We start from the raw sequence: 20,941 nt of genomic DNA on the forward strand, positions 1-20,941 counted from the left end.
TTTTTTTGAAATAGAAAAAATGCGATGAGATAAAGGCTTAAAGCACTTTTTTTGAATAAGTATTGAATCAGCTGATTGAATATTTCAGCTAATACAGTAGACAACTTTTGTCACATTATATAAAATGTAAACGCAGTCTAATTTTTTGAAGAGTTAGTTAGGAGGATGGGAAATGAATATACATGAGTATCAAGGAAAAGAAGTCCTCAGACAATACGGGGTTGCAGTACCAAATGGTAAAGTAGCATTCACTGTTGAAGAAGCAGTAGAAGCCGCAAAAGAATTAGGTACTGACGTTTGTGTTGTAAAGGCGCAAATCCATGCAGGTGGACGTGGAAAAGCTGGCGGAGTAAAAGTAGCTAAAAACTTGGAAGAAGTGCGTACATATGCTGAAGAAATTCTAGGTAAAACGCTTGTTACTCACCAAACAGGACCAGAAGGAAAAGAAGTAAAACGTTTGCTTATTGAAGAAGGTTGCGACATTCAAAAAGAATATTATGTTGGACTAGTTTTAGACCGTGCAACTTCTCGCGTAACGCTAATGGCTTCTGAAGAAGGCGGAACAGAAATTGAAGAAGTAGCAGAAGCTACTCCAGAGAAAATCTTCAAAGAAGAAATTGATCCAGTTGTTGGATTAACAGCGTTCCAAGCACGTCGTATTGCTTTTAATATTAATATCCCTACAAAGCTTGTAAACCAAGCTGTTAAATTTATGATGGGTCTTTATCAAGCATATGTAGAAAAAGATTGTTCAATTGCTGAAATTAACCCATTAGTTGTAACAGGGGACGGTAAAGTAATGGCCCTTGATGCAAAATTAAACTTCGATAGCAACGCATTATATCGTCGTAAAGACATTTTAGAAATGCGTGATTTAGAAGAAGAAGATACAAAAGAAATTGAAGCTTCTAAATATGACTTAAGCTATATCGCACTTGATGGTAACATTGGTTGTATGGTTAACGGTGCGGGCCTTGCTATGTCTACAATGGACATTATCAAGCATTATGGCGGCGATCCGGCAAACTTCCTTGATGTTGGGGGCGGTGCGACTGCTGAGAAAGTAACTGAAGCATTCAAAATTATCCTTTCTGATGAAAATGTTAAAGGTATTTTCGTTAATATCTTTGGCGGAATTATGAAATGTGATGTTATTGCTACAGGTGTTGTTGAAGCGGCTAAACAAGTTGGATTAGAAGTTCCTCTAGTTGTACGTTTAGAAGGTACAAATGTGGACTTAGGTAAGAAAATTCTTGCTGAATCTGATGTTGAAATCGTTGCAGCAGACTCTATGGCTGACGGAGCGCAAAAAATCGTATCACTTGTAGGATAAGACCTATAGGTAGATGGCGAAAAAAGTGATAATGGGCATAGTGCCTTAGTTATTATTTTTGAGATACGGAAATCAGGAAGGAGAAAAAAACATGAGCGTATTTATTAATAAAGATACAAAAGTGATTGTACAAGGAATTACTGGTTCAACTGCGCTATTCCATACAAAACAAATGCTTGAATATGGTACTAAAATTGTCGGCGGTGTGACTCCTGGTAAAGGTGGCATGGAAGTCGAAGGTGTACCTGTTTTTAATACTGTGAAAGAAGCTGTTGAAGCAACTGGTGCGACTGCATCTGTTATTTATGTTCCAGCACCTTTTGCTGCAGATTCAATCATGGAAGCAACTGATGCTGAATTAGATCTTGCTATCTGTATCACAGAACACATTCCAGTACTTGATATGGTGAAAGTGAAACGTTACATGGAAGGTAAGAAAACGCGTCTAGTTGGACCAAACTGTCCTGGTGTTATTACAGCAGATGAATGTAAAATTGGTATTATGCCAGGATACATTCACAAAAAAGGTCATGTGGGTGTAGTTTCACGTTCTGGTACATTAACTTATGAAGCAGTGCACCAATTATCAGAAGCTGGAATTGGACAAACAACTGCTGTAGGTATTGGTGGAGATCCTGTTAACGGAACAAACTTCATCGATGTACTAAAAGAGTTTAATAATGACCCTGAAACTTATGCAGTTATCATGATTGGTGAAATCGGTGGTACTGCAGAAGAAGAAGCTGCTGAGTGGGTAAAAGCGAACATGACTAAGCCAGTTGTTGGCTTTATTGGTGGTCGTACAGCGCCTCCAGGAAAACGTATGGGCCATGCTGGTGCGATTATTTCTGGTGGTAAAGGAACAGCTGATGAAAAAATCCGTGTAATGAATGAGTGCGGAATACAAGTAGCTGATACACCTTCAGTAATGGGTGAAACACTTATTAAAGTGTTAAAAGAAACTGATCTTTATGATAAATGTAAAACGCATTAATTAATAGATAAAGTCCCCTTTTTAAAGAAGGGGACTTTATTAAATAAAATAATATTCTTAAAATTCAGAAAAAGGAGCGTGTTCTTATGAATGATTTGATGACAACTAAACTACTTACTCTCCATCATTGTCGATCTGTATCGTGGAAAACGCTATATCAAATTGTAAAAGCAGATCCCACCCTTTCCTCCATCTCTTTTCAGCGACCAAACCCTCTCCCTTATTTTCACTTCCTAAATGCAGATACGAGAAAGAAAATTAATGATGAAATTCTTACCTTAAACATGGAAGAGCTACTTTCACAGTACGTATACAACGACATAAAAATCATTTCTATTATGGATGAAAATTATCCTAAGCTTTTGAGAGAAACGTATCAGCCACCTTGGTTTCTCTATGCAAAAGGAGACTTGTCGTTACTCAATATGAAACCAATTCTTTCTGTTGTCGGAAGTCGAAATATGACTGAATACGGAGCGAGAGTCATCGAAGAAATTTTTCCCACACTCATAAAAAGAGGATTTATTATCGCAAGTGGTTTAGCAAAAGGAGTAGATGCCCATGCTCATAAGGTAGCTATGCACTTGAGTGGGCATACGATTGGTGTATTGGGAAGTGGATTTTTTAATATGTATCCAACTGGTAACCGTCATTTATTTCAGCAAATGTCTCATAATCATCTAGTGTTATCAGAGTACCCACCGCATACAAAAGCGGAAAGATGGCATTTTCCAATGAGAAATCGCATAATTAGTGGTATTAGCCGTGCGACTTTAGTCATTGAGGCAAAAAGGAAAAGTGGTTCTCTTATTACTGCTAACTTTGCTGTTCAAGAAGGTAGAGATGTGTTTGCGGTACCAGGAGGCATTCTTTCACCTTTTTTCTCAGGAACGAATGAACTGATTCAAAATGGTGCGAAATTAATACTTTCAGCGGAAGATATTATAGAAGAGCTGGTATATTAGGGGCAAAAATCATAAATTTTACAGGAATTTTTATGAAAAAGGTTGAAATTATTGAAAAACTGTTATACATTTTGCTTCAGAAGTTTGTTTGTATGACAGCAAATGGAGAGGCGATAGTAGCGGTTTAGATTTGACAAAGCTAAATAAATTGATTAATAATAGTGGATATTTCGAAGAACAAATACGATTGAGCATTTAAATAGGTAGAAAATGGTCAATAAATAAGAATAAACATTTATTTAAATGAAAGAAACAGCGGGTTTAGCAAATTTATTCCCTCTTGAGGAGGACAACTGGATGTCAGATTTTCTAGTAATCGTAGAATCCCCAGCTAAAGCAAAAACAATAGAAAGATACTTGGGGAAAAAATATAAAGTGAAAGCATCCATGGGGCATGTAAGGGATTTACCTAAGAGCCAGACGGGTGTAGATGTTGAAAATAATTATGAACCAAAATATATAACGATTCGCGGTAAGGGACCCGTATTAAAAGAGTTAAAAACAGCTGCAAAAAAAGCGAAGAAAATTTATCTCGCAGCTGACCCCGATCGCGAAGGGGAAGCAATTGCATGGCATTTGGCGCATAGCTTAGATATGGATATTGATTCAAAATGTCGTGTTGTATTTAATGAAATCACAAAAGATGCCATTAAAGAATCTTTTAAACATCCAAGAGCGATTAATATGGATTTAGTTGATGCCCAGCAAGCAAGAAGAATGCTAGATAGGTTAGTGGGCTATAATATTAGTCCACTACTATGGAAAAAGGTTAAAAAAGGGCTTAGCGCCGGTCGTGTACAATCAATTGCCGTTCGTTTAATCCTTGATAGAGAAAAGGAAATTAACAAATTCGAACCAGAAGAATATTGGAGCATAGATGGAGAGTTTGTCAAAGGTAAATCTACTTTTGATGCAAGCTTTTTTGCCCTAAATGGTAAGAAGTTTGAGTTGAAATCTGAAGAAGATGTGCAAGTTGTTTTAAAAGAGTTAAAGAATAATGAGTTTGAAGTAACAGATGTAACGAAAAAGGAGAGAAAGAGAAACCCTGCAGTTCCTTTTACTACATCTTCTCTTCAACAGGAAGCAGCAAGAAAATTAAATTTCCGAGCAAAGAAAACAATGATGCTTGCTCAGCAGCTTTACGAAGGTATTGATTTGGGAAAAGAAGGTACAATCGGATTAATTACTTATATGAGAACGGATTCTACGAGAGTATCTGAAGTTGCTCAAAGTGAAGCAGTGGATTATATTACAAACCAATATGGCAAAGAGTATTTGCCAGCATCAAAAAGAAAAGAAAAGAAAAACGCTAATGCTCAAGATGCACATGAAGCCATCCGACCTACCAGTATATTAAGGGAACCGAATTCGCTGAAAGAGCATCTTTCAAGAGATCAGCTTCGTTTATATCGTTTAATCTGGGAACGTTTTACTGCTAGTCAAATGGCTCCTGCCATAATGGATACAATGAGTGTTGATTTAATCAACGGTCAAGTGACCTTTAGAGCAAATGGTTCAAAGATTAAGTTCCCTGGGTTTATGAAAGTTTATGTCGAAGGAACAGATGATCAGACGGAAGAAAAATCTAATATGCTTCCTAATTTAAAAGAGGGAGATAAAGTCGTTAAGAAGGATATCGAACCGAAACAACACTTTACTCAACCACCTCCAAGATATACTGAAGCAAGGTTAGTCAAAACGCTTGAAGAACTAGGTATAGGTAGACCATCAACTTTTGCACCGACGCTAGATACAATTCAGAAGCGCGGCTATGTCACATTAGATAATAAACGTTTTGTGCCAACTGAATTAGGAGAAGTTGTTTCCGTACTATTAATGGAGTTTTTCCCTGAGATATTAGACGTGGAATTTACTGCAAAAATGGAACAAGATCTGGATTATATTGAAGAGGGAAAAGAAAATTGGGTTAAAATCATTGATGAATTTTATCAAGGTTTTGAAAAACGATTAGAAGTAGCAGAGAAAGAAATGCAGGAAATAGAAATTAAAGACGAACCTGCGGGAGAAGATTGTGAACAATGTGGAAGCCCGATGGTATACAAAATGGGACGCTATGGCAAGTTTATGGCTTGCAGTAACTTTCCAGAGTGTCGCAATACAAAGGCCATAGTGAAGGAAATCGGTGTGAAATGCCCTACTTGTAAAGAAGGTAATATCATTGAGAGAAAAAGCAAAAAGCGCCGTATCTTTTATGGTTGTGACCGCTACCCTGAGTGTGAGTTTATTTCATGGGATAAGCCGATAGCAAGAAGCTGTCCGAAATGTGAATCACTACTTGTTGAGAAAAAACTGAAAAAGGGTGTACAAGTACAGTGTGTTGAATGCGACTATAAAGAAGAGAAACAAGGATAAATTGAAGTGAGCAATGGTTTGCTCATTCCTAATAAAAAAGTATAGGTGGACATAGAAACGAACAATTATTAATTATTTATATTAATTGTTCGTTTTTTTATATTAAAAGCATATTTTTGTGTGTTCAAAAAAACGAATTGATTTTAAAGAAGATAGGGTTTTTTTCGAAGTCATATAAAGATCTTGTTTAATTGAATTTGAGAGATGTGAATATGAAAGTAAAGATAAATCGTCGTTCCTATTTAAAAAACAACTAACTATTTAATATCTTATAACTGTTCTATATCAGTAATAATGAATGATGGAATCAAAATACAATTTGAAGTTTTTGTGAAGTATTAGAATGAAATGTTATCAAATGAGATGATAAAAATGCGATGATTGTGGTAAAGATGGTTAAGAGACTGAAAGCAATAACATCATGTATTCTATGAAAAAACGGTAAAATCACACAGTGGATGGACAAATGATTTTTTGAGATAGACAACGGTTAAAAAAATACTTTATGCTTTCAAATTTTTTTGTAATATTGTACAATGCAATTTGGGATTAAAAGATTACACTCGTTTATGATTTAGTTAAAACGAACAATTAAATGAATGATATAAATTATTTTACAATAAGTAAGGAGAATTAATTAATGACTGAACAGGTAGTAAACGTAGTTGGGGCTGGGTTAGCTGGAAGTGAAGCCGCTTGGCAAATTGCTAAACGAGGCATTCAAGTACGCTTATATGAAATGAGACCAGTTAGACAAACAGCAGCTCATCATACAGATAAATTTGCTGAATTAGTTTGTAGTAATTCTTTAAGAGCCAACAATTTAACGAATGCTGTAGGTGTATTAAAAGAAGAAATGAGACAATTAAATTCTGTGATTATTTCTTCAGCAGATGAAAGTGCAGTTCCTGCAGGTGGTGCTTTAGCTGTTGACCGCCATGACTTCGCTGCGAGGGTAACTGAAGCAGTGAAGAATCACCCGAATGTGACAGTGATAAATGAGGAAGTAACGGATATTCCTGAAGGGATTACTGTTATTGCGACAGGCCCATTAACAAGTGAATTACTTTCTGAAAAACTACGTGAACTGTCTGGGGAAGATTATCTTTATTTTTATGATGCAGCGGCACCAATTATCGAAAAAGATTCCATTAATATGGATAAAGTCTATTTGAAATCTCGTTATGATAAAGGGGAAGCAGCTTATTTAAATTGTCCGATGAACGAGGAAGAGTTCAATGTATTTTACGAAGCGTTAATTAATGCTGAAACTGTGCCGTTAAAAGAATTCGAGAAGGAAATCTTTTTTGAAGGTTGTATGCCTATCGAAGTGATGGCATCTCGTGGAAAGAAAACAATGCTCTTTGGACCGATGAAACCTGTTGGTTTAGAGGATCCTAAAACAGGGAAGAGGCCATATGCTGTTGTTCAATTACGTCAAGATGATGCAGCAGGTACACTTTATAATATTGTTGGATTCCAAACGCATTTAAAATGGGGGCCACAAAAAGAGGTACTTCGTTTAATACCAGGTTTAGAAAATGCTGAAATTGTAAGATACGGTGTCATGCATAGAAATACTTTTATTAATTCTCCTAAAGTGCTTAAATCAACTTATCAATTCAAGAATAGAGAATCTTTATTCTTTGCTGGGCAAATGACTGGCGTAGAAGGATATGTTGAATCAGCTGCTAGTGGGTTAATTGCAGGGATTAATGCTGCCCGACTTGTGAAAGGGCAAGAAACAGTAGAGTTTCCGATTGAGACTGCTATTGGGAGTATGGCAAGATATATTGCTAATGCCAATCCGAAGAATTTCCAGCCTATGAATGCCAATTTTGGTTTATTCCCAGAGTTAGAAAAAAGAATTAAAGGTAAGCAGGAGAGAAATGAACAACATGCTAATCGAGCATTAGAGACAATTCAGAACTTTGTGAAAAATATGTAAATTTTCTTGCGTGGGTTGCTTAAATATGATAGTATGATGAAGCCCTTGTGAGGTGAGTACAAAAAATGAGCGAAAATGTGAACATTTCTTTAAAGTTATTTATCGAATATTTACAAATCGAAAAGAATTATTCACAATATACAATTGAGCATTATCAGACGGATATAAAAGGATTTTTTATGTTCATGGCTGAACAAGGTTTGAAAAAGTTAAATGATGTCGAATATATGGATGTTCGATTATTTCTAACAAAGCTTTATCAAGAAGGTTTAGCTCGAAAGACTATTGCTCGTAAAATTTCCTGCTTAAGAAGCTTTTTTAAGTTATTAGTACGAGAAGGTATGGTTAACGATAATCCTTTCCAATTAACATCCATCCCAAAAGGTGATAAAAGACTACCGCAGTTTTTTTATGAAGAAGAGATGGAACAACTCTTTAATAGTGTAGAGGTAGATACAGCACTTGGCCAAAGAAATATGGCGATTTTAGAAGTGATGTATGCAACAGGCATAAGGGTAGCTGAATGTGCTTCTATACAGCTGAGTGATATTGATTTGGATATTTCCGTTATTCTTATTCATGGAAAAGGGAAAAAAGATCGATACATACCATTCGGAAGTTTTGCTCACGATGCTCTTTTAAAATATTGTCATGATGGACGTCTAAAACTCCAAAAAGAGAAGAGCAACCATTTATTTTTAAACCACCGTGGTGGCGCATTAACTGACCGCGGTATAAGAGGTATATTAAATAAATTGATTGAAAAGTCGTCTCTAGAAGGTGGCATCCATCCCCATAAGATTAGGCATTCATTTGCTACACATTTAATGTCAAATGGGGCTGATATGAGAACAGTTCAAGAGCTTTTAGGTCATGCTTTTCTTTCATCAACGCAAATTTACACACATGTTACACCTGATTACTTGAAAAAGACATATAATCAGTATCATCCTAGAGCATAGATTTTAAAGAAGTTTAACTATATGATGGATAAACGAATAGTCATACTCATATATAGTCTATAGTGGATTATTAACATACTCCAAAAGGAGGAATAAACATGTCACAATTTCATGCAACAACAATTTTTGCAGTACAACACAATGGCGAATATGCAATGGCTGGAGATGGACAGGTTACATTTGGTGAATCGGTTGTCATGAAGCATACTGCAAGAAAGGTAAGAAAGCTTGCAAATGGCAAAGTGATTGCCGGATTTGCAGGGTCTGTTGCCGACGCATTTACTTTATTCGAGAAGTTCGAAGGAAAGCTTGAAGAATATAACGGTAACTTGCAGAGAGCGGCTGTAGAGCTTGCTAAAGAGTGGAGAAGCGATAAGGTTCTTCGGAAACTTGAAGCGCTTTTAATTGTTATGAATAAAGACGGTTTATTACTCGTATCAGGAACAGGTGAAGTCATTGAACCTGACGATGGTGTACTAGCAATCGGTTCAGGTGGTAATTATGCATTAGCAGCAGGTCGATCTTTAAAGAGATTTGCAGGTGAACATTTAACAGCTCGGGAAATTGCAAAAGCTTCGCTTGAAATGGCTGCAGAAATTTGTGTATATACTAACCACAATATTATTGTGGAAGAACTGTAAAACAAAGGAGTGCTAAAATGGTTAAAATGACAAGTTTAACACCCCGTCAAATTGTCGAAAGACTTGACCAGTTCATAATCGGTCAAAAAAATGCCAAGAAAGCTGTAGCAGTTGCATTAAGAAATAGATATCGTAGAAGCCTACTGCATAAAGAGCTTCGTGATGAAGTAAGTCCTAAGAATATTTTAATGATTGGACCAACAGGAGTTGGTAAAACTGAGATTGCTAGAAGGATTGCGAAATTAGTTGGTGCTCCATTTGTTAAGGTAGAGGCAACGAAATTCACTGAAGTGGGTTATGTAGGTAGAGATGTAGAATCTATGGTTAGAGATTTAGTTGAGACATCTGTACGACTTGTGAAAGAAGAAAAGGTAGCAAGTGTGCAAGAAATAGCAGAGAAAAATGCTAATCGCCGCATTGTCGAATTGCTCGTACCTAGTAATAAAAAGTCCGCCAATTATAAGAACCCATTAGAAATGTTTTTTGGTGGTGGGAATGATCAACAAGAGAGCGATCATGAGCAACAAGATGATCAGTCAATTCAGCAAAAGCGTAAAGTAGTGAAAACAAAGCTTGAAAATTTAGAGCTAGAAGATGAAATAATCACTGTTGAAATAGAAGAACAGCAACCGTCTATGTTTGATATGCTCCAAGGTTCGGGTATGGAACAAATGGGGATGAATATGCAAGATGCACTTGGTGGATTAATGCCAAAGAAAAAGAAGAAGCGAAAACTTACAGTAAGCGAAGCTAGAAAAGTTTTAACGAACGAAGAAGCACAAAAGCTTATTGATATGGATGAAGTAGGTTCTGAAGCCATCTATAGAGCAGAGCAATCTGGTATGATCTTTATCGATGAAATTGATAAAATCGCAAGTAAAAACTCAGGTGGCTCCTCAGCAGATGTTTCTCGCGAGGGTGTGCAAAGAGATATTCTTCCTGTCGTTGAAGGATCAACTGTTGTAACGAAATATGGTACAGTAAAAACCGATCACGTCTTATTCGTTGCAGCTGGGGCATTCCATACCGCTAAACCGTCTGATTTAATACCTGAATTGCAAGGACGTTTCCCAATTAGAGTCGAATTGACAAAATTAACTGTGGATGATTTTGTGAAAATATTAGTTGAGCCTGATAATGCCTTGATCAAACAATATCAAGCTTTATTAGAAACAGAAGGTATACAAATTGAATTTTCTGACGATGCTATACGTAGGATTGCAGAATTTGCTTATGATGTAAATCAAAATACCGATAATATTGGAGCAAGACGATTGCAAACGATTATGGAAAAAATGCTTGAAGACCTTTCGTTTGAAGCGCCTGAGGTAACATTAGAGAAGATTGTGATTACGCCACAATATGTAGAAGAGAAGCTCGGGGAAATTTCTAAGAATAAAGATTTAAGTCAATTTATATTATAATCCTTATTTGATGAAATTTCATTGTACTCCTAATCAAGCAAATCTTAGCAAAAAAAAAAGTAACGAAACATTCAAGGGATTGAAATAATGTTCCAAAGTTATAGGAGGAAAAATCAATGAATTTATTAAAAAAATCAAGAACAATTAATGCAATGCTACAAAAGGCTGCAGGTAAGCCAGTTAACTTCAAAGAAATGGCAGAAACTTTAAGTGTTGTTATCGAAGCAAATATCTACGTAGTAAGCCGTAGAGGTAAACTATTAGGATATGCTGCGAATCAACAAATCGAAAATGAGCGAATGAAGAAAATGCTTGAAGATCGTCAGTTCCCAGAAGAGTACACTAAAAACCTATTTAACATTCAAGAGACATCATCTAATTTAGATGTGAATAGTGAATATACTGCATTCCCTATCGAAAATAAGGAGTTATTTGGCGCTGGCTTAACGACAATTGTTCCTATTATCGGTGGAGGAGAACGTTTAGGTACCCTCATTCTTGCAAGAGTGGAAGATGCCTTTGAAGATGATGATTTAGTTTTAGCTGAATATGGTGCTACAGTAGTAGGTATGGAAATTCTTCGTGAAAAAGCAGAAGAAATTGAAGAAGAAGCTAGAAGTAAAGCAGTTGTACAAATGGCGATTAGCTCTTTATCATACAGTGAGTTAGAAGCAATTGAGCATATCTTTGAAGAGTTAGACGGAAAAGAAGGTCTATTAGTTGCTTCAAAGATTGCCGATAGAGTAGGAATCACACGTTCTGTTATCGTTAATGCACTAAGAAAATTAGAAAGTGCTGGCGTAATTGAATCAAGATCATTAGGGATGAAAGGTACTTATATTAAAGTATTGAACGATAAATTCCTTTTCGAATTAGAAAAATTAAAATCTAACTAAGAAGTAAAATAAAAAAAGTTTAAAAATAACACGGAGACGCAGTGATGCGTTACCGTGTTATTTTTATGGTGTCAAATTTTTCTGTGTTACAACTTTATTACGAACGAAATAATAAAGTAATAACGAATAAAGTAGAACTTTAAACCTATTTTTAATAAACATAATCATTATAGTTCTTTATACCTATTAAATAATATATTCGAACGCTTGATCCAACTGATAATGAATAGCGTTTTAAAAAAAACGGAAAAATGAAGCGTATTTTTACCTAGGAAGAAAAATGTCGAAAATAGGACAAAAGAATTACCAAAAAACCCTTCTAGGTCATAGACTTATTATTTCATATTCTTTACAATGATGATAGATGAATTTATTAGTAAGTGCTAATTGGGGAGAATTTTGGAAAAAACGAGGTGAAGTTTGTGAAAGTCTTCTCACAATCCATGTCGATTATTGAAAACGCAATTCAACAAACATCGACAAAACAAAAGGTGATCTCGCAAAATATCGCGAATGTTGACACCCCAGGATATAAAGCGAAGGATGTAAGCTTCAAATCTGCTTTTGATTCCGCATTATCTAACATGAATACATATAAAACGGATGAAAGGCATTTTGATTTGACGCCATCTAATTTAAATACCACAGTCTTAACAAAGAAAAATGTAACATATAACGAAAGTGGTAACAGCGTAGATATGGATCAAGAAATGTCAGAGCTTGCAGCAAACCAAATTCAATATAACGCATTGGTTGATCGCATGAGTAGTAAGTTTAATGGACTTGAAAACGTAATTAAGGGAGGTAGATAATTGATGACTATCTTTCATAGTTTGGATACAACAGCTTCCGCACTGACAGCGCAAAGGTTAAGGATGGATGTCATCTCTTCAAATATGGCGAATGCTGATTCTACTCGCAGCGTGACTGGGGAAGACCCTTATAGGAGAAAATCCGTCGTGCTTCAAGCGAAAGATAACGGCTTTTCATCATTTTTACAAACGGCAATAAATGAAAAAAGTCAAACAGGTAATGGTGTAAAGGTAACGAGAATTGTTGAAGATGAAACACCTTTTGAACTCGTCTATAATCCATCTCATGCTGATGCTAACGCAGAAGGGTATGTAGAAATGCCAAATGTGGATCCATTAAGAGAAATGGTAGATTTGATGAGTGCAACACGTTCATATGAAGCAAACGTCACTGTATTTAATGCGAATAAGAATATGCTATTGAAGGCATTGGAAATAGGTAAATAAGAAGGAGACTAAGAGATGAATATTAATAGCTTCTCTCCCGTCGTACATACAAATAGTCCGAATAATGCTCAAAATGTAAAAGAGATTACACCGAGTGATGCACATAATAGCTTTGCTTCGGCTTTGAAAAATGCAATTGGTAGTGTAAATGAAAGGCAAATAGCATCGGATGAAATGACGACAAAGCTTGCTACGGGGCAGGATGTTGATCTCCACGACGTAATGATCACCGCTCAAAAAGCGAGTGTATCCATGTCTTTAACACTAGAAGTGCGTAACAAGGCAGTCGAAGCATATCAAGAGATGATGAGAATGCAAGTGTAAATCATGCATTCTCGTCTAATGAATAACCAAGGACCATCGGGGGATTTTTAGATGAAAGATTCTTTGCAAGCATATGGTACAAAGGTGAGAACGTTCTGGGATGCGAAAACAAAGGGGCAAAAGGCTTTAATAATCGGTGCTCCGTTATTATTAATCATTGGTATTAGTATCATTGTTTTTCTTTCGACCAGAACCACCTTAGTCCCACTATATAGTAACCTGACACCCTCAGAAACAGGCAGTATAAAGGAAAATTTAGATGCTAAGGGGATTAAGTCAGAAATCGTTGAAGGTGGTACAGCTATTAAAGTACCAGAAGAACAAGTAGATAGCCTCATGGTAGAGCTAGCTGCAGAAGGAATCCCAGATAGCGGTAATATTGATTACTCATTTTTTAGTCAAAATGCTGGAATCGGGATGACGGAAAATGAATTTGACGTGATGAAACTAGATGCGATGCAGTCTGAATTAGCAGAGTTAATGAAAGGTATTGATGGTATTAACAACGCTAAAGTCATGATAAACATGCCTGAATCTGGTGTGTTTTTAAATGAAACAGAGGAACAAGCATCGGCGTCTATCGTTTTAAACACGGATCCAGGTTATAAATTTGAAAATCAACAAATCCAAGCACTCTATCATTTAGTGTCTAAAAGTGTACCTAATTTACCTACTGATAATATCGTCATAACTAATCAAAACTTTGAGTACTTTGATTTGAAAAACAGTGAAGAATTTTCGACAGGCAATCAATTTGCTGTACAACATGAAATAAAAAAAGAAATCGAAAAGGATATCCAACGTCAAGTGCAAACGATGCTAGCTACATTAATGGGTCAAGAAAAAGTAGTGGTGTCTGTTACAGCAGATGTCGATTTCACACAAGAGAATAGAGAAGAAAATCTTGTCGAACCAGTAGATGAAGAGAATATGGAAGGAATAGCCATTAGTGCACAAAAGCTAACAGAAACCTTTACAGGGAATGGAGATACAGAAGGAGGTATCCCACAAAGTGAAGATGGTGCGGATGCACTCGGCTCTTCTTATGTTGAAGGTTCAAATAGCAACGGCGATTATGAAAAAATAGAAGAAACAATTAATAATGAAGTAAACAGAATAAGAAAAGAAATTGTTGAAAGCCCATATAAAGTAAGGGATTTGGGCATTCAAGTAATGGTGGAACCACCTGATGCTAATAATCCAAATTCATTGCCACAAGATCGGATTAATGATATAACGCAAATCTTATCAACCATTATCCGTACATCCATCGATAAAGACACATTGGATGAAACGTTAACCGATGAAGAGCTACAAAATAAAATAGCTGTCTCCGTTCAAGAGTTCAATGGAAAAGTTGAGTTTCCAAATGAAGAAACAGGAACGATTCCTTGGTGGATATATTTGGTTGTAGGGTTACTATTATTGGTAATTATATTATTACTATGGTTATTCTTACGTAATAAAAAAGAGAAAGAAGAAGATATTGTAGAGTATGAAGTGGAAGAGCAATTAAATGATTCTATTCCTGATGTACATCAGGAAAAGGAAACAGAGGCAAGCATCCGAATCAAGCAATTAGAGAAGCTAGCTAAAGAGAAACCGGAAGACTTTGCCAAGCTCCTAAGAACATGGATTACGGAAGATTAGGAGGCCAGTCAAGCGTGAAAAGGGAGAAGAAAAATCTTTCAGGACGGCAAAAAGCAGCCATTTTATTAATATCTTTAGGTCCAGATATTGCTTCTAATGTGTATAAGCATTTAAGTGAAGAAGAAATTGAAAAGTTGACTTTAGAAATATCCGGTGTAAGAAAAGTAGACACTGAGGCAAAAGAAGAAGTGCTAGATGAATTTCATCAAATCGCTCTTGCTCAAGATTACATTGCGCAAGGGGGTATCGGATACGCGAAGACTGTGCTCGAAAAGGCATTAGGAAACGAGCAAGCAACAGCGATAATAAATCGTTTAACTTCCTCGCTTCAAGTGAGACCATTCGATTTTGCCAGAAAAGCTGACCCAACACAAATATTGAATTTTATTCAGAATGAACATCCGCAAACCATTGCGTTAATTCTTTCCTATTTAGAACCACAGCAGGCTGGTCAAATACTGTCGGAATTACCTCAAAATACGCAAGCAGATATTGCTAGAAGAATCGCAGTAATGGATGGCACTTCTCCTGAAATTATTAATGAGGTCGAACAAATTTTAGAAAGAAAGCTGTCCGCTACTGTTACACAAGATTATACGCAAACTGGTGGAGTCGAGTCTGTAGTAGAAGTGCTCAATGGCGTGGATCGCTCAACTGAACGTACGATTCTTGATGCATTAGAAATTCAAGATCCAGATTTAGCTGAAGAAATAAAGAAAAGAATGTTTGTGTTTGAGGATATTGTTACGCTTGATAATAAAGCGATTCAGAGAGTGATAAGAGATTGTGCAAGTGAAGATCTCATGCTTTCTTTGAAAGTGTCTAGTGAAGAAGTAAAAGAGATTATTTATAAAAATATGTCACAGCGTACTGTAGATACATTTAAAGAGGAAATGGAATTTTTAGGGCCAGTTCGACTTCGAGAAGTCGAAGAAGCACAATCAAGAATTGTCGCGATTGTACGCAGACTGGAAGAAGCTGGGGAGATCATCGTCGCTAGAGGCGGAGGAGATGATATTATTGTCTAGGTTATTTAAACATTCTTCTCACGATTATTTAAGCGAAGAGGAGCAAATAACAATCTCTATTCGGCCGATGTTTAAACAATCAGAGGATCATCCATCACAGCAGATGTCTGTCTATTATGACCAGGTGATTAATGAAGCAGAGAAGAGAGCGGAGGAAATTATCCAATCGGCAAATCAGCATGCTGATCGCATAAATCAAACAGTTCAAGAAGAAAAGGAAAAGGCAAAAGAAGAACAAGAATTGGTACGTAAAGAGGCATATGAGGAAGGTTACCTCACCGGGATGAGTAAAGGTAAAGAAGATGGATTTAACTCATATACCTCTAGATTAGCAGAAGTAAAAGAGATAATTAATGCAGCAAAAACTGATTATGAAGAAACTATTCAGTCAGCGGAACGAACGATATTAACGATTAGTATGAATGTAGCAGAAAAAATCATTGCAACGGAATTAACTCATCATTCGGAGCACTATCAATCTTATGTAAAAAACGCATTAAAAGAAGCAAAGCATTACAAAAACATTAAACTTATTGTTCATCCTGATAAATATCTAGAGTTATTAAGCTATAAGGATGAACTTAAGGCAATGTTACCTGTTGAAGCTGGCCTGTATATCCTTCCCGATGAAGAACTTTCTGTAGTAGATTGTGTAATTGATTCAGATAATGGTCGAATTGATGCCACATGTAAAAGCCAAATAGACGAGATCAAAGAAAGACTATCAGAATGGTTGGAGACCCATCATGAACTTGGATAAGTTATTAGAGGAAATTCATGATACAGATAGTTTCAAAAAATACGGGAGGGTCAAGAGAGTTGTTGGCCTAATGATTGAATCTCAAGGGCCGGTTAGTTCCATTGGTGATGTTTGCTATATTCATGTGCAAGGTAAGAAGAGTAGGAAGATACGTGCAGAAGTGGTCGGATTTAAAGATGAGAATATTATTCTTATGCCATATACAACAGTTACTGATATATCACCTGGTAGTTTAGTAGAAACAACAGGAAAACCGTTAGAAATTAAAGTTGGGACTTCTCTTGTAGGGAATGTCCTTGATTCCTTGGGGCAACCATTAGACGGGTCTCTACTTCCAAAAGGATTAAGAGAGGTGCCAACAGAACAAGAGCCACCTAATCCTCTCTTGCGACCACCCATTAGCGAACCAATTGAAGTAGGCGTTCGGTTGATTGATAGTTTACTAACAGTTGGTAACGGCCAAAGAGTGGGCATTTTTGCAGGTAGTGGTGTTGGTAAAAGCACTCTACTCGGCATGATTGCCAGAAATACAAAAGCAGACATTAATGTTATCGCTTTAATTGGTGAAAGAGGAAGAGAAGTCCGTGAGTTTATCGAGAGAGATCTTGGTCCTGAAGGATTAAAACGTTCAATTGTCATTGTAGCTACCTCGGATCAACCGCCATTAATGAGAATAAAAGGTGCCTATACAGCGACAGCCATTGCAGAGTATTTTCGTAGCAAAGGCATGAAGGTTATGATGCTAATGGATTCTGTTACTCGGGTAGCAATGGCACAACGGGAGATAGGTTTAGCAATTGGCGAACCTCCGACAACAAAAGGCTATACGCCATCAGTTTTTTCTGTTTTACCTAAGCTGTTAGAGAGAACTGGCACCTCCATAGAGGGCTCTATCACTGCCTTTTATACAGTGCTTGTTGATGGTGATGATATGAATGAACCAATTGCTGATACTGTAAGAGGTATATTGGATGGTCATTATGTGTTAGATAGAGAACTCGCTAATAAAGGACAATATCCTGCTGTAGATGTACTCAAAAGTATCAGTCGTGTAATGAATCAAATTAGTAGTAAGAGGCATATAAAAGCAGCTGAGAGCTTAAGAGAATCACTTAGTACTTATAGGCAATCAGAGGATTTAATTAATATCGGTGCATATAAGAAAGGGTCATCACAAGAAATAGATCGAGCGATTGCTTTATATCCACAAATTTTAAATTTTCTTAAACAACAAACGGATGAAAAAGTGACGATTGATGATGGAATTGAACAACTATTTGCGCTAGTTGGAGAAGGAGCACAGTAACAAATGTCTTTTAAATATAAGTTTGAGAAAATTATGCATGTAAAAGAACGTGAAAAAGATGAAGCTTTGGATATTTATAATCAAGCGACGAGACGTTTTGAAGAAGCTGCGACCAAACTATATGAATTGCTAAAGAAAAAAGAAGATCTAGATAGATTGCAATCTGAAAGACTAGTTAGTGGTTTACAAGTAGTGGAAATGCGTTATCAGCAACAGTTTATTTCGAATTTAGAAAAGACAATTAGTCATTATCAAAAAAGAGTAATGAATGCTCGTACACAAATGTATTATTATCAAGAAAAGCTTGCAGAAAAAATGACAGAGTACAAGAAATATGAAGTCATTAAAGATAAGAAGAAGATGCAATACGTATCAGAAATGAAGAGATTAGAAAATATTGAAATGGATGATATTTCAATCCAGCAATTTATCCATAAAGAACTTTAGGTGATAAGATGGAAAGTCACAAAGAGAAAAGGTCTAGACCGGTCATTAAGATATTTATGATCATTGCCACCACTTTAATTGGACTTATCGCAATTGGATTATTAATCCTAACTGTAAGTGGATATAACATCTTTGAAGTGGCGAAAAAGTATGGTCAAAATGTTCCTGTTCTATCTACCCTTTTTGAAGAAGATCAAACAGAAATGATGCAAACAATGGAAAATAGACTGATCGAACTAGAGGCAGAGGTCAATGACCGTGAGGCAAGAATTGAGCAACTGCAAAATCAAGTAGAAAGTAAAGACAATGAATTAAATAAAGCAAGCCAAGAAAAAACACGATTAGAAAATAGAGTAGACGAATTAGTTTTAATGAAAGAAGAGAATAAGCGGGCTTTTAGTGACATTATTAAAACTTATGAAGAAATGGCTGCTAAAAAAGCTGCGCCTATTTTATCTAATATGAATGAAGAAGAAGCGGTGCGAATCCTGGCAGAGGTAAAACCTGAAGTACTTGCTGATATACTGGCAAAAATGGAACCAACAAAAGCTGCTTCATTTACAAGCCTGGTAACAGCGTCTGTAGAAAATACTTCTACCACAGATGACGATGAGAAAGCCGCTGAATAAAGAGGGAGATGTTTCATGGAACTCATGTCACTGTTACCTATAAATAATAACCATCAATCTACTAAAGAAGTATCAGCTAATGAGAAGGTGGGTAAAGGCGATTTTGCTCAATTTTTAGGGAGTGTTCTGTCAACTGTGGAAACGGTCAGTTCGAATAGCGACGTCACGAAAGATGCAGTTACAAAGCAAGATGATTTGCTTTCTCTTCTCGGAGTATTAGAGTGGGAAGATTTGCCGGAAGAATGGCAATCGTTTATGTATATCGACTTACGAGATGAACCGCTAGTTGTAGAAAAGGCTAGTCAGTTATTAAACATTGAAGAAGAAGAGATGGAATTGATTTTTACTCAGATCCAGTCATTGTTGAAAAATCAAGATGATATTTCTATAGATCTTCAAACGGCAGAAGCTAGAGAGAATTTTCTTTCAAAGTTAGTTTCAGTAGTGGAAGGTGGGCGTGCGCAAACACAAACACAAACAACTGACCTTATCACTCAGAACAAAGCCGTCTTCCAAACAATAAAGCTTGTGCAAATGATGAATCAACAAACGGAACCATCACCATTTAATCAACAACAATTAGCTGGACTCGTAAAAGACATCGTGAAAATACTAGAAAACGAAGCAGTTGTACCGATACCTCAATCCATTTCTTTAAGAGCCCGAGAGACACAACTTCGAACACAACAGTTGGTCAATCATTCACCACTAAGCATGACGTTAATAAATAGTGAGCAGAAGCAAATGGAAACAGAAGTGGAAATACTTTCAACAATTAGTAAAGGAATAGAGGATCAAAATCCGGATATAAAGACTGTGCAAGTTCCTACAAATCCGGTTGCAATCTCTAAGAACGATACTTTGCAATTACATATTCTACAAAATGGTAAACCAATTCCGGCAGAACAATTAGTAAAACAGTTTGAGAATACCTTATCCCGTGCCAAATTTACGACTGTTAATGGGATACAAAAACTGAGCATACAACTCACACCAGAACATTTAGGCACATTGAAGATAGAAATTGTCCAAAAAGATCAAGTGATGATTGCTAGAATTATTGCAAGTACACAGGCAGCCAAAGATGCATTTGAATCTAGCGCACAAACTCTCAGACAAGCATTTCATTCACAAAATATCAATGTCGATAAGATCGAAATTTATCAAACCTCCTTAGAACAAAAGCATGCAGAGGAATCGTTCAGTCAAAGAGAGAAGAATCAACCAAATCAAGATGGTGATGGTCATAACCGAAGAGAAGAACAAGAGGATAAAGCAACCTCTTTCTTCGATGAATTAGAAGCAGAATTATTAAATCTAAAGGTTTAGGTGGTAAGTTATATGACAAACAGTATTGATTCTTCTTTATTGCTATCACAATCACAAGCAGCCAATACCAATAATAGCAATACATTAGGCAAAGATGACTTCTTAAAATTATTAATGGTTCAACTTCAAAATCAAGACCCAACAAGCCCGATGGATGATAAAGAATTTATATCACAAATGGCTCAGTTTTCTTCTTTAGAACAAATGACTAATTTGACAACAAGTATGGAAGAAATGATCAACATTCAAGAGCAGAACCAATTACTATCTTATTCTCAATTTGTAGGTAAAGAGATTACTTGGCATAAATTAAATACTAATGAGGCTAATGTGGAAGTTGAGCAAGGAACTGGAAAAGTTGCTTCCATACAGTTCAAAGATTCTACTGTCACATTTATTCTTGAAGATGGAACCGAGTTATCACCAAGTAATATTTCTGAACTAAATCAGCCAACGATTGATGAGAATACATTAGTTCAATCTAGTTTATTAATCGGAAAAGAAGTTACTTATCAGGATGATCAAGGGGAAAATCAAATAGCTAAAGTGGAGTCAGTGTCCTTTAAAGATGGACAAACATATTTTCATATTTCAGGTTCTGAAAAATTAATTACCCCACAGCAAATTATGAAAATTGAATAAAAGCGAAATGATATATTTGATGATTTAAAGG

Annotated in this window: 20 protein-coding genes; all 20 read left to right on the forward strand. The window is 36.2% G+C overall.

Annotated features, from left to right (window positions below):
- Positions 1 to 172: 172 nt before the first annotated feature.
- The gene (sucC, locus tag MKY26_RS04210) at positions 173 to 1,333 is read left to right on the forward strand and encodes an ADP-forming succinate--CoA ligase subunit beta (RefSeq protein WP_095369543.1); all 1,161 of its coding nucleotides are present in this window, start codon (positions 173 to 175) and stop codon (positions 1,331 to 1,333) included.
- Between the two features lie 91 nt (positions 1,334 to 1,424).
- Entirely contained in the window at positions 1,425 to 2,327 is a 903-nt protein-coding gene (sucD, locus tag MKY26_RS04215; RefSeq protein ID WP_095369542.1) for a succinate--CoA ligase subunit alpha, read from the forward strand.
- Between the two features lie 86 nt (positions 2,328 to 2,413).
- The gene (dprA, locus tag MKY26_RS04220) at positions 2,414 to 3,292 is read left to right on the forward strand and encodes a DNA-processing protein DprA (protein ID WP_095369541.1); all 879 of its coding nucleotides are present in this window, start codon (positions 2,414 to 2,416) and stop codon (positions 3,290 to 3,292) included.
- 297 nt (positions 3,293 to 3,589) lie between these two features.
- Entirely contained in the window at positions 3,590 to 5,665 is a 2,076-nt protein-coding gene (gene topA / locus MKY26_RS04225; RefSeq protein ID WP_328199097.1) for a type I DNA topoisomerase, read from the forward strand.
- Between the two features lie 640 nt (positions 5,666 to 6,305).
- On the forward strand, positions 6,306 to 7,613 hold the full coding sequence (gene trmFO, locus MKY26_RS04230) for an FADH(2)-oxidizing methylenetetrahydrofolate--tRNA-(uracil(54)-C(5))-methyltransferase TrmFO (protein WP_095369540.1): 1,308 nt from the start codon (positions 6,306 to 6,308) through the stop codon (positions 7,611 to 7,613).
- 65 nt (positions 7,614 to 7,678) lie between these two features.
- Positions 7,679 to 8,575 (forward strand): tyrosine recombinase XerC, encoded by an 897-nt coding sequence (gene xerC, locus MKY26_RS04235; RefSeq protein WP_095369539.1) that lies wholly within the window; start codon positions 7,679 to 7,681, stop codon positions 8,573 to 8,575.
- Between the two features lie 98 nt (positions 8,576 to 8,673).
- Complete coding sequence (hslV, locus tag MKY26_RS04240; RefSeq protein WP_095369538.1) at positions 8,674 to 9,216, forward strand: ATP-dependent protease subunit HslV; 543 nt, start codon at positions 8,674 to 8,676, stop codon at positions 9,214 to 9,216.
- 26 nt (positions 9,217 to 9,242) lie between these two features.
- Complete coding sequence (hslU, locus tag MKY26_RS04245; protein ID WP_445293136.1) at positions 9,243 to 10,640, forward strand: HslU--HslV peptidase ATPase subunit; 1,398 nt, start codon at positions 9,243 to 9,245, stop codon at positions 10,638 to 10,640.
- A 116-nt stretch (positions 10,641 to 10,756) separates the two neighbouring features.
- Entirely contained in the window at positions 10,757 to 11,536 is a 780-nt protein-coding gene (gene codY / locus MKY26_RS04250) for a GTP-sensing pleiotropic transcriptional regulator CodY (RefSeq protein ID WP_095369536.1), read from the forward strand.
- A gap of 422 nt (positions 11,537 to 11,958) precedes the next feature.
- Complete coding sequence (gene flgB / locus MKY26_RS04255; RefSeq protein WP_095369535.1) at positions 11,959 to 12,348, forward strand: flagellar basal body rod protein FlgB; 390 nt, start codon at positions 11,959 to 11,961, stop codon at positions 12,346 to 12,348.
- A 3-nt stretch (positions 12,349 to 12,351) separates the two neighbouring features.
- Positions 12,352 to 12,795 carry a flagellar basal body rod protein FlgC gene (gene flgC, locus MKY26_RS04260; RefSeq protein ID WP_095373475.1) on the forward strand — a complete coding sequence of 148 codons (444 nt, stop codon included), beginning with the start codon at positions 12,352 to 12,354 and terminating at the stop codon, positions 12,793 to 12,795.
- A gap of 15 nt (positions 12,796 to 12,810) precedes the next feature.
- Positions 12,811 to 13,119, forward strand: coding sequence for a flagellar hook-basal body complex protein FliE (gene fliE, locus MKY26_RS04265; RefSeq protein ID WP_095369534.1), 309 nt, complete (start codon positions 12,811 to 12,813; stop codon positions 13,117 to 13,119).
- A gap of 51 nt (positions 13,120 to 13,170) precedes the next feature.
- Entirely contained in the window at positions 13,171 to 14,769 is a 1,599-nt protein-coding gene (fliF, locus tag MKY26_RS04270) for a flagellar basal-body MS-ring/collar protein FliF (RefSeq protein WP_307314433.1), read from the forward strand.
- Positions 14,751 to 15,797, forward strand: a complete 1,047-nt coding sequence (fliG, locus tag MKY26_RS04275) for a flagellar motor switch protein FliG (protein WP_095369532.1) — start codon at positions 14,751 to 14,753, stop codon at positions 15,795 to 15,797. Before fliF ends, fliG begins: the two co-directional genes overlap by 19 nt.
- Positions 15,790 to 16,557 carry a flagellar assembly protein FliH gene (gene fliH / locus MKY26_RS04280; RefSeq protein WP_341092193.1) on the forward strand — a complete coding sequence of 256 codons (768 nt, stop codon included), beginning with the start codon at positions 15,790 to 15,792 and terminating at the stop codon, positions 16,555 to 16,557. The genes fliG and fliH overlap by 8 nt, the downstream gene beginning before the upstream one ends.
- Positions 16,544 to 17,863 carry a flagellar protein export ATPase FliI gene (gene fliI, locus MKY26_RS04285; protein ID WP_095369530.1) on the forward strand — a complete coding sequence of 440 codons (1,320 nt, stop codon included), beginning with the start codon at positions 16,544 to 16,546 and terminating at the stop codon, positions 17,861 to 17,863. The genes fliH and fliI overlap by 14 nt, the downstream gene beginning before the upstream one ends.
- A 3-nt stretch (positions 17,864 to 17,866) precedes the next feature.
- Positions 17,867 to 18,310, forward strand: coding sequence for a flagellar export protein FliJ (fliJ, locus tag MKY26_RS04290; protein WP_095369529.1), 444 nt, complete (start codon positions 17,867 to 17,869; stop codon positions 18,308 to 18,310).
- Between the two features lie 8 nt (positions 18,311 to 18,318).
- A complete protein-coding gene (locus MKY26_RS04295) occupies positions 18,319 to 18,939 on the forward strand; it encodes a MotE family protein (RefSeq protein WP_095369528.1) in 621 nt (206 codons plus the stop codon).
- Between the two features lie 15 nt (positions 18,940 to 18,954).
- Positions 18,955 to 20,268, forward strand: a complete 1,314-nt coding sequence (locus MKY26_RS04300) for a flagellar hook-length control protein FliK (protein ID WP_341092197.1) — start codon at positions 18,955 to 18,957, stop codon at positions 20,266 to 20,268.
- Positions 20,269 to 20,280: 12 nt separating this feature from the next.
- On the forward strand, positions 20,281 to 20,910 hold the full coding sequence (gene flgD / locus MKY26_RS04305) for a flagellar hook assembly protein FlgD (protein ID WP_341092198.1): 630 nt from the start codon (positions 20,281 to 20,283) through the stop codon (positions 20,908 to 20,910).
- The last annotated feature ends 31 nt before the right edge of the window (positions 20,911 to 20,941 follow it).

It is taken from the genome of Cytobacillus sp. FSL R7-0680 (genome assembly GCF_038009245.1).
Lineage (GTDB): Bacteria > Bacillota > Bacilli > Bacillales > Cytobacillaceae > Cytobacillus > Cytobacillus kochii.

What these genes read in the sequence shown, in the direction of transcription:
- MKY26_RS04300 (WP_341092197.1), top strand. Translation starts at nt 18,955, where the DNA reads ATGGAACTCATGTCACTGTTACCTATAAATAATAACCATCAATCTACT.
- fliG (WP_095369532.1), top strand. Translation starts at nt 14,751, where the DNA reads ATGGATTACGGAAGATTAGGAGGCCAGTCAAGCGTGAAAAGGGAGAAG.
- sucD (WP_095369542.1), top strand. Translation starts at nt 1,425, where the DNA reads ATGAGCGTATTTATTAATAAAGATACAAAAGTGATTGTACAAGGAATT.
- trmFO (WP_095369540.1), top strand. Translation starts at nt 6,306, where the DNA reads ATGACTGAACAGGTAGTAAACGTAGTTGGGGCTGGGTTAGCTGGAAGT.
- fliJ (WP_095369529.1), top strand. Translation starts at nt 17,867, where the DNA reads ATGTCTTTTAAATATAAGTTTGAGAAAATTATGCATGTAAAAGAACGT.
- fliF (WP_307314433.1), top strand. Translation starts at nt 13,171, where the DNA reads ATGAAAGATTCTTTGCAAGCATATGGTACAAAGGTGAGAACGTTCTGG.
- flgD (WP_341092198.1), top strand. Translation starts at nt 20,281, where the DNA reads ATGACAAACAGTATTGATTCTTCTTTATTGCTATCACAATCACAAGCA.
- sucC (WP_095369543.1), top strand. Translation starts at nt 173, where the DNA reads ATGAATATACATGAGTATCAAGGAAAAGAAGTCCTCAGACAATACGGG.
- dprA (WP_095369541.1), top strand. Translation starts at nt 2,414, where the DNA reads ATGAATGATTTGATGACAACTAAACTACTTACTCTCCATCATTGTCGA.
- hslV (WP_095369538.1), top strand. Translation starts at nt 8,674, where the DNA reads ATGTCACAATTTCATGCAACAACAATTTTTGCAGTACAACACAATGGC.
- topA (WP_328199097.1), top strand. Translation starts at nt 3,590, where the DNA reads ATGTCAGATTTTCTAGTAATCGTAGAATCCCCAGCTAAAGCAAAAACA.
- fliE (WP_095369534.1), top strand. Translation starts at nt 12,811, where the DNA reads ATGAATATTAATAGCTTCTCTCCCGTCGTACATACAAATAGTCCGAAT.
- xerC (WP_095369539.1), top strand. Translation starts at nt 7,679, where the DNA reads ATGAGCGAAAATGTGAACATTTCTTTAAAGTTATTTATCGAATATTTA.
- flgC (WP_095373475.1), top strand. Translation starts at nt 12,352, where the DNA reads ATGACTATCTTTCATAGTTTGGATACAACAGCTTCCGCACTGACAGCG.
- MKY26_RS04295 (WP_095369528.1), top strand. Translation starts at nt 18,319, where the DNA reads ATGGAAAGTCACAAAGAGAAAAGGTCTAGACCGGTCATTAAGATATTT.
- fliI (WP_095369530.1), top strand. Translation starts at nt 16,544, where the DNA reads ATGAACTTGGATAAGTTATTAGAGGAAATTCATGATACAGATAGTTTC.
- codY (WP_095369536.1), top strand. Translation starts at nt 10,757, where the DNA reads ATGAATTTATTAAAAAAATCAAGAACAATTAATGCAATGCTACAAAAG.
- hslU (WP_445293136.1), top strand. Translation starts at nt 9,243, where the DNA reads ATGACAAGTTTAACACCCCGTCAAATTGTCGAAAGACTTGACCAGTTC.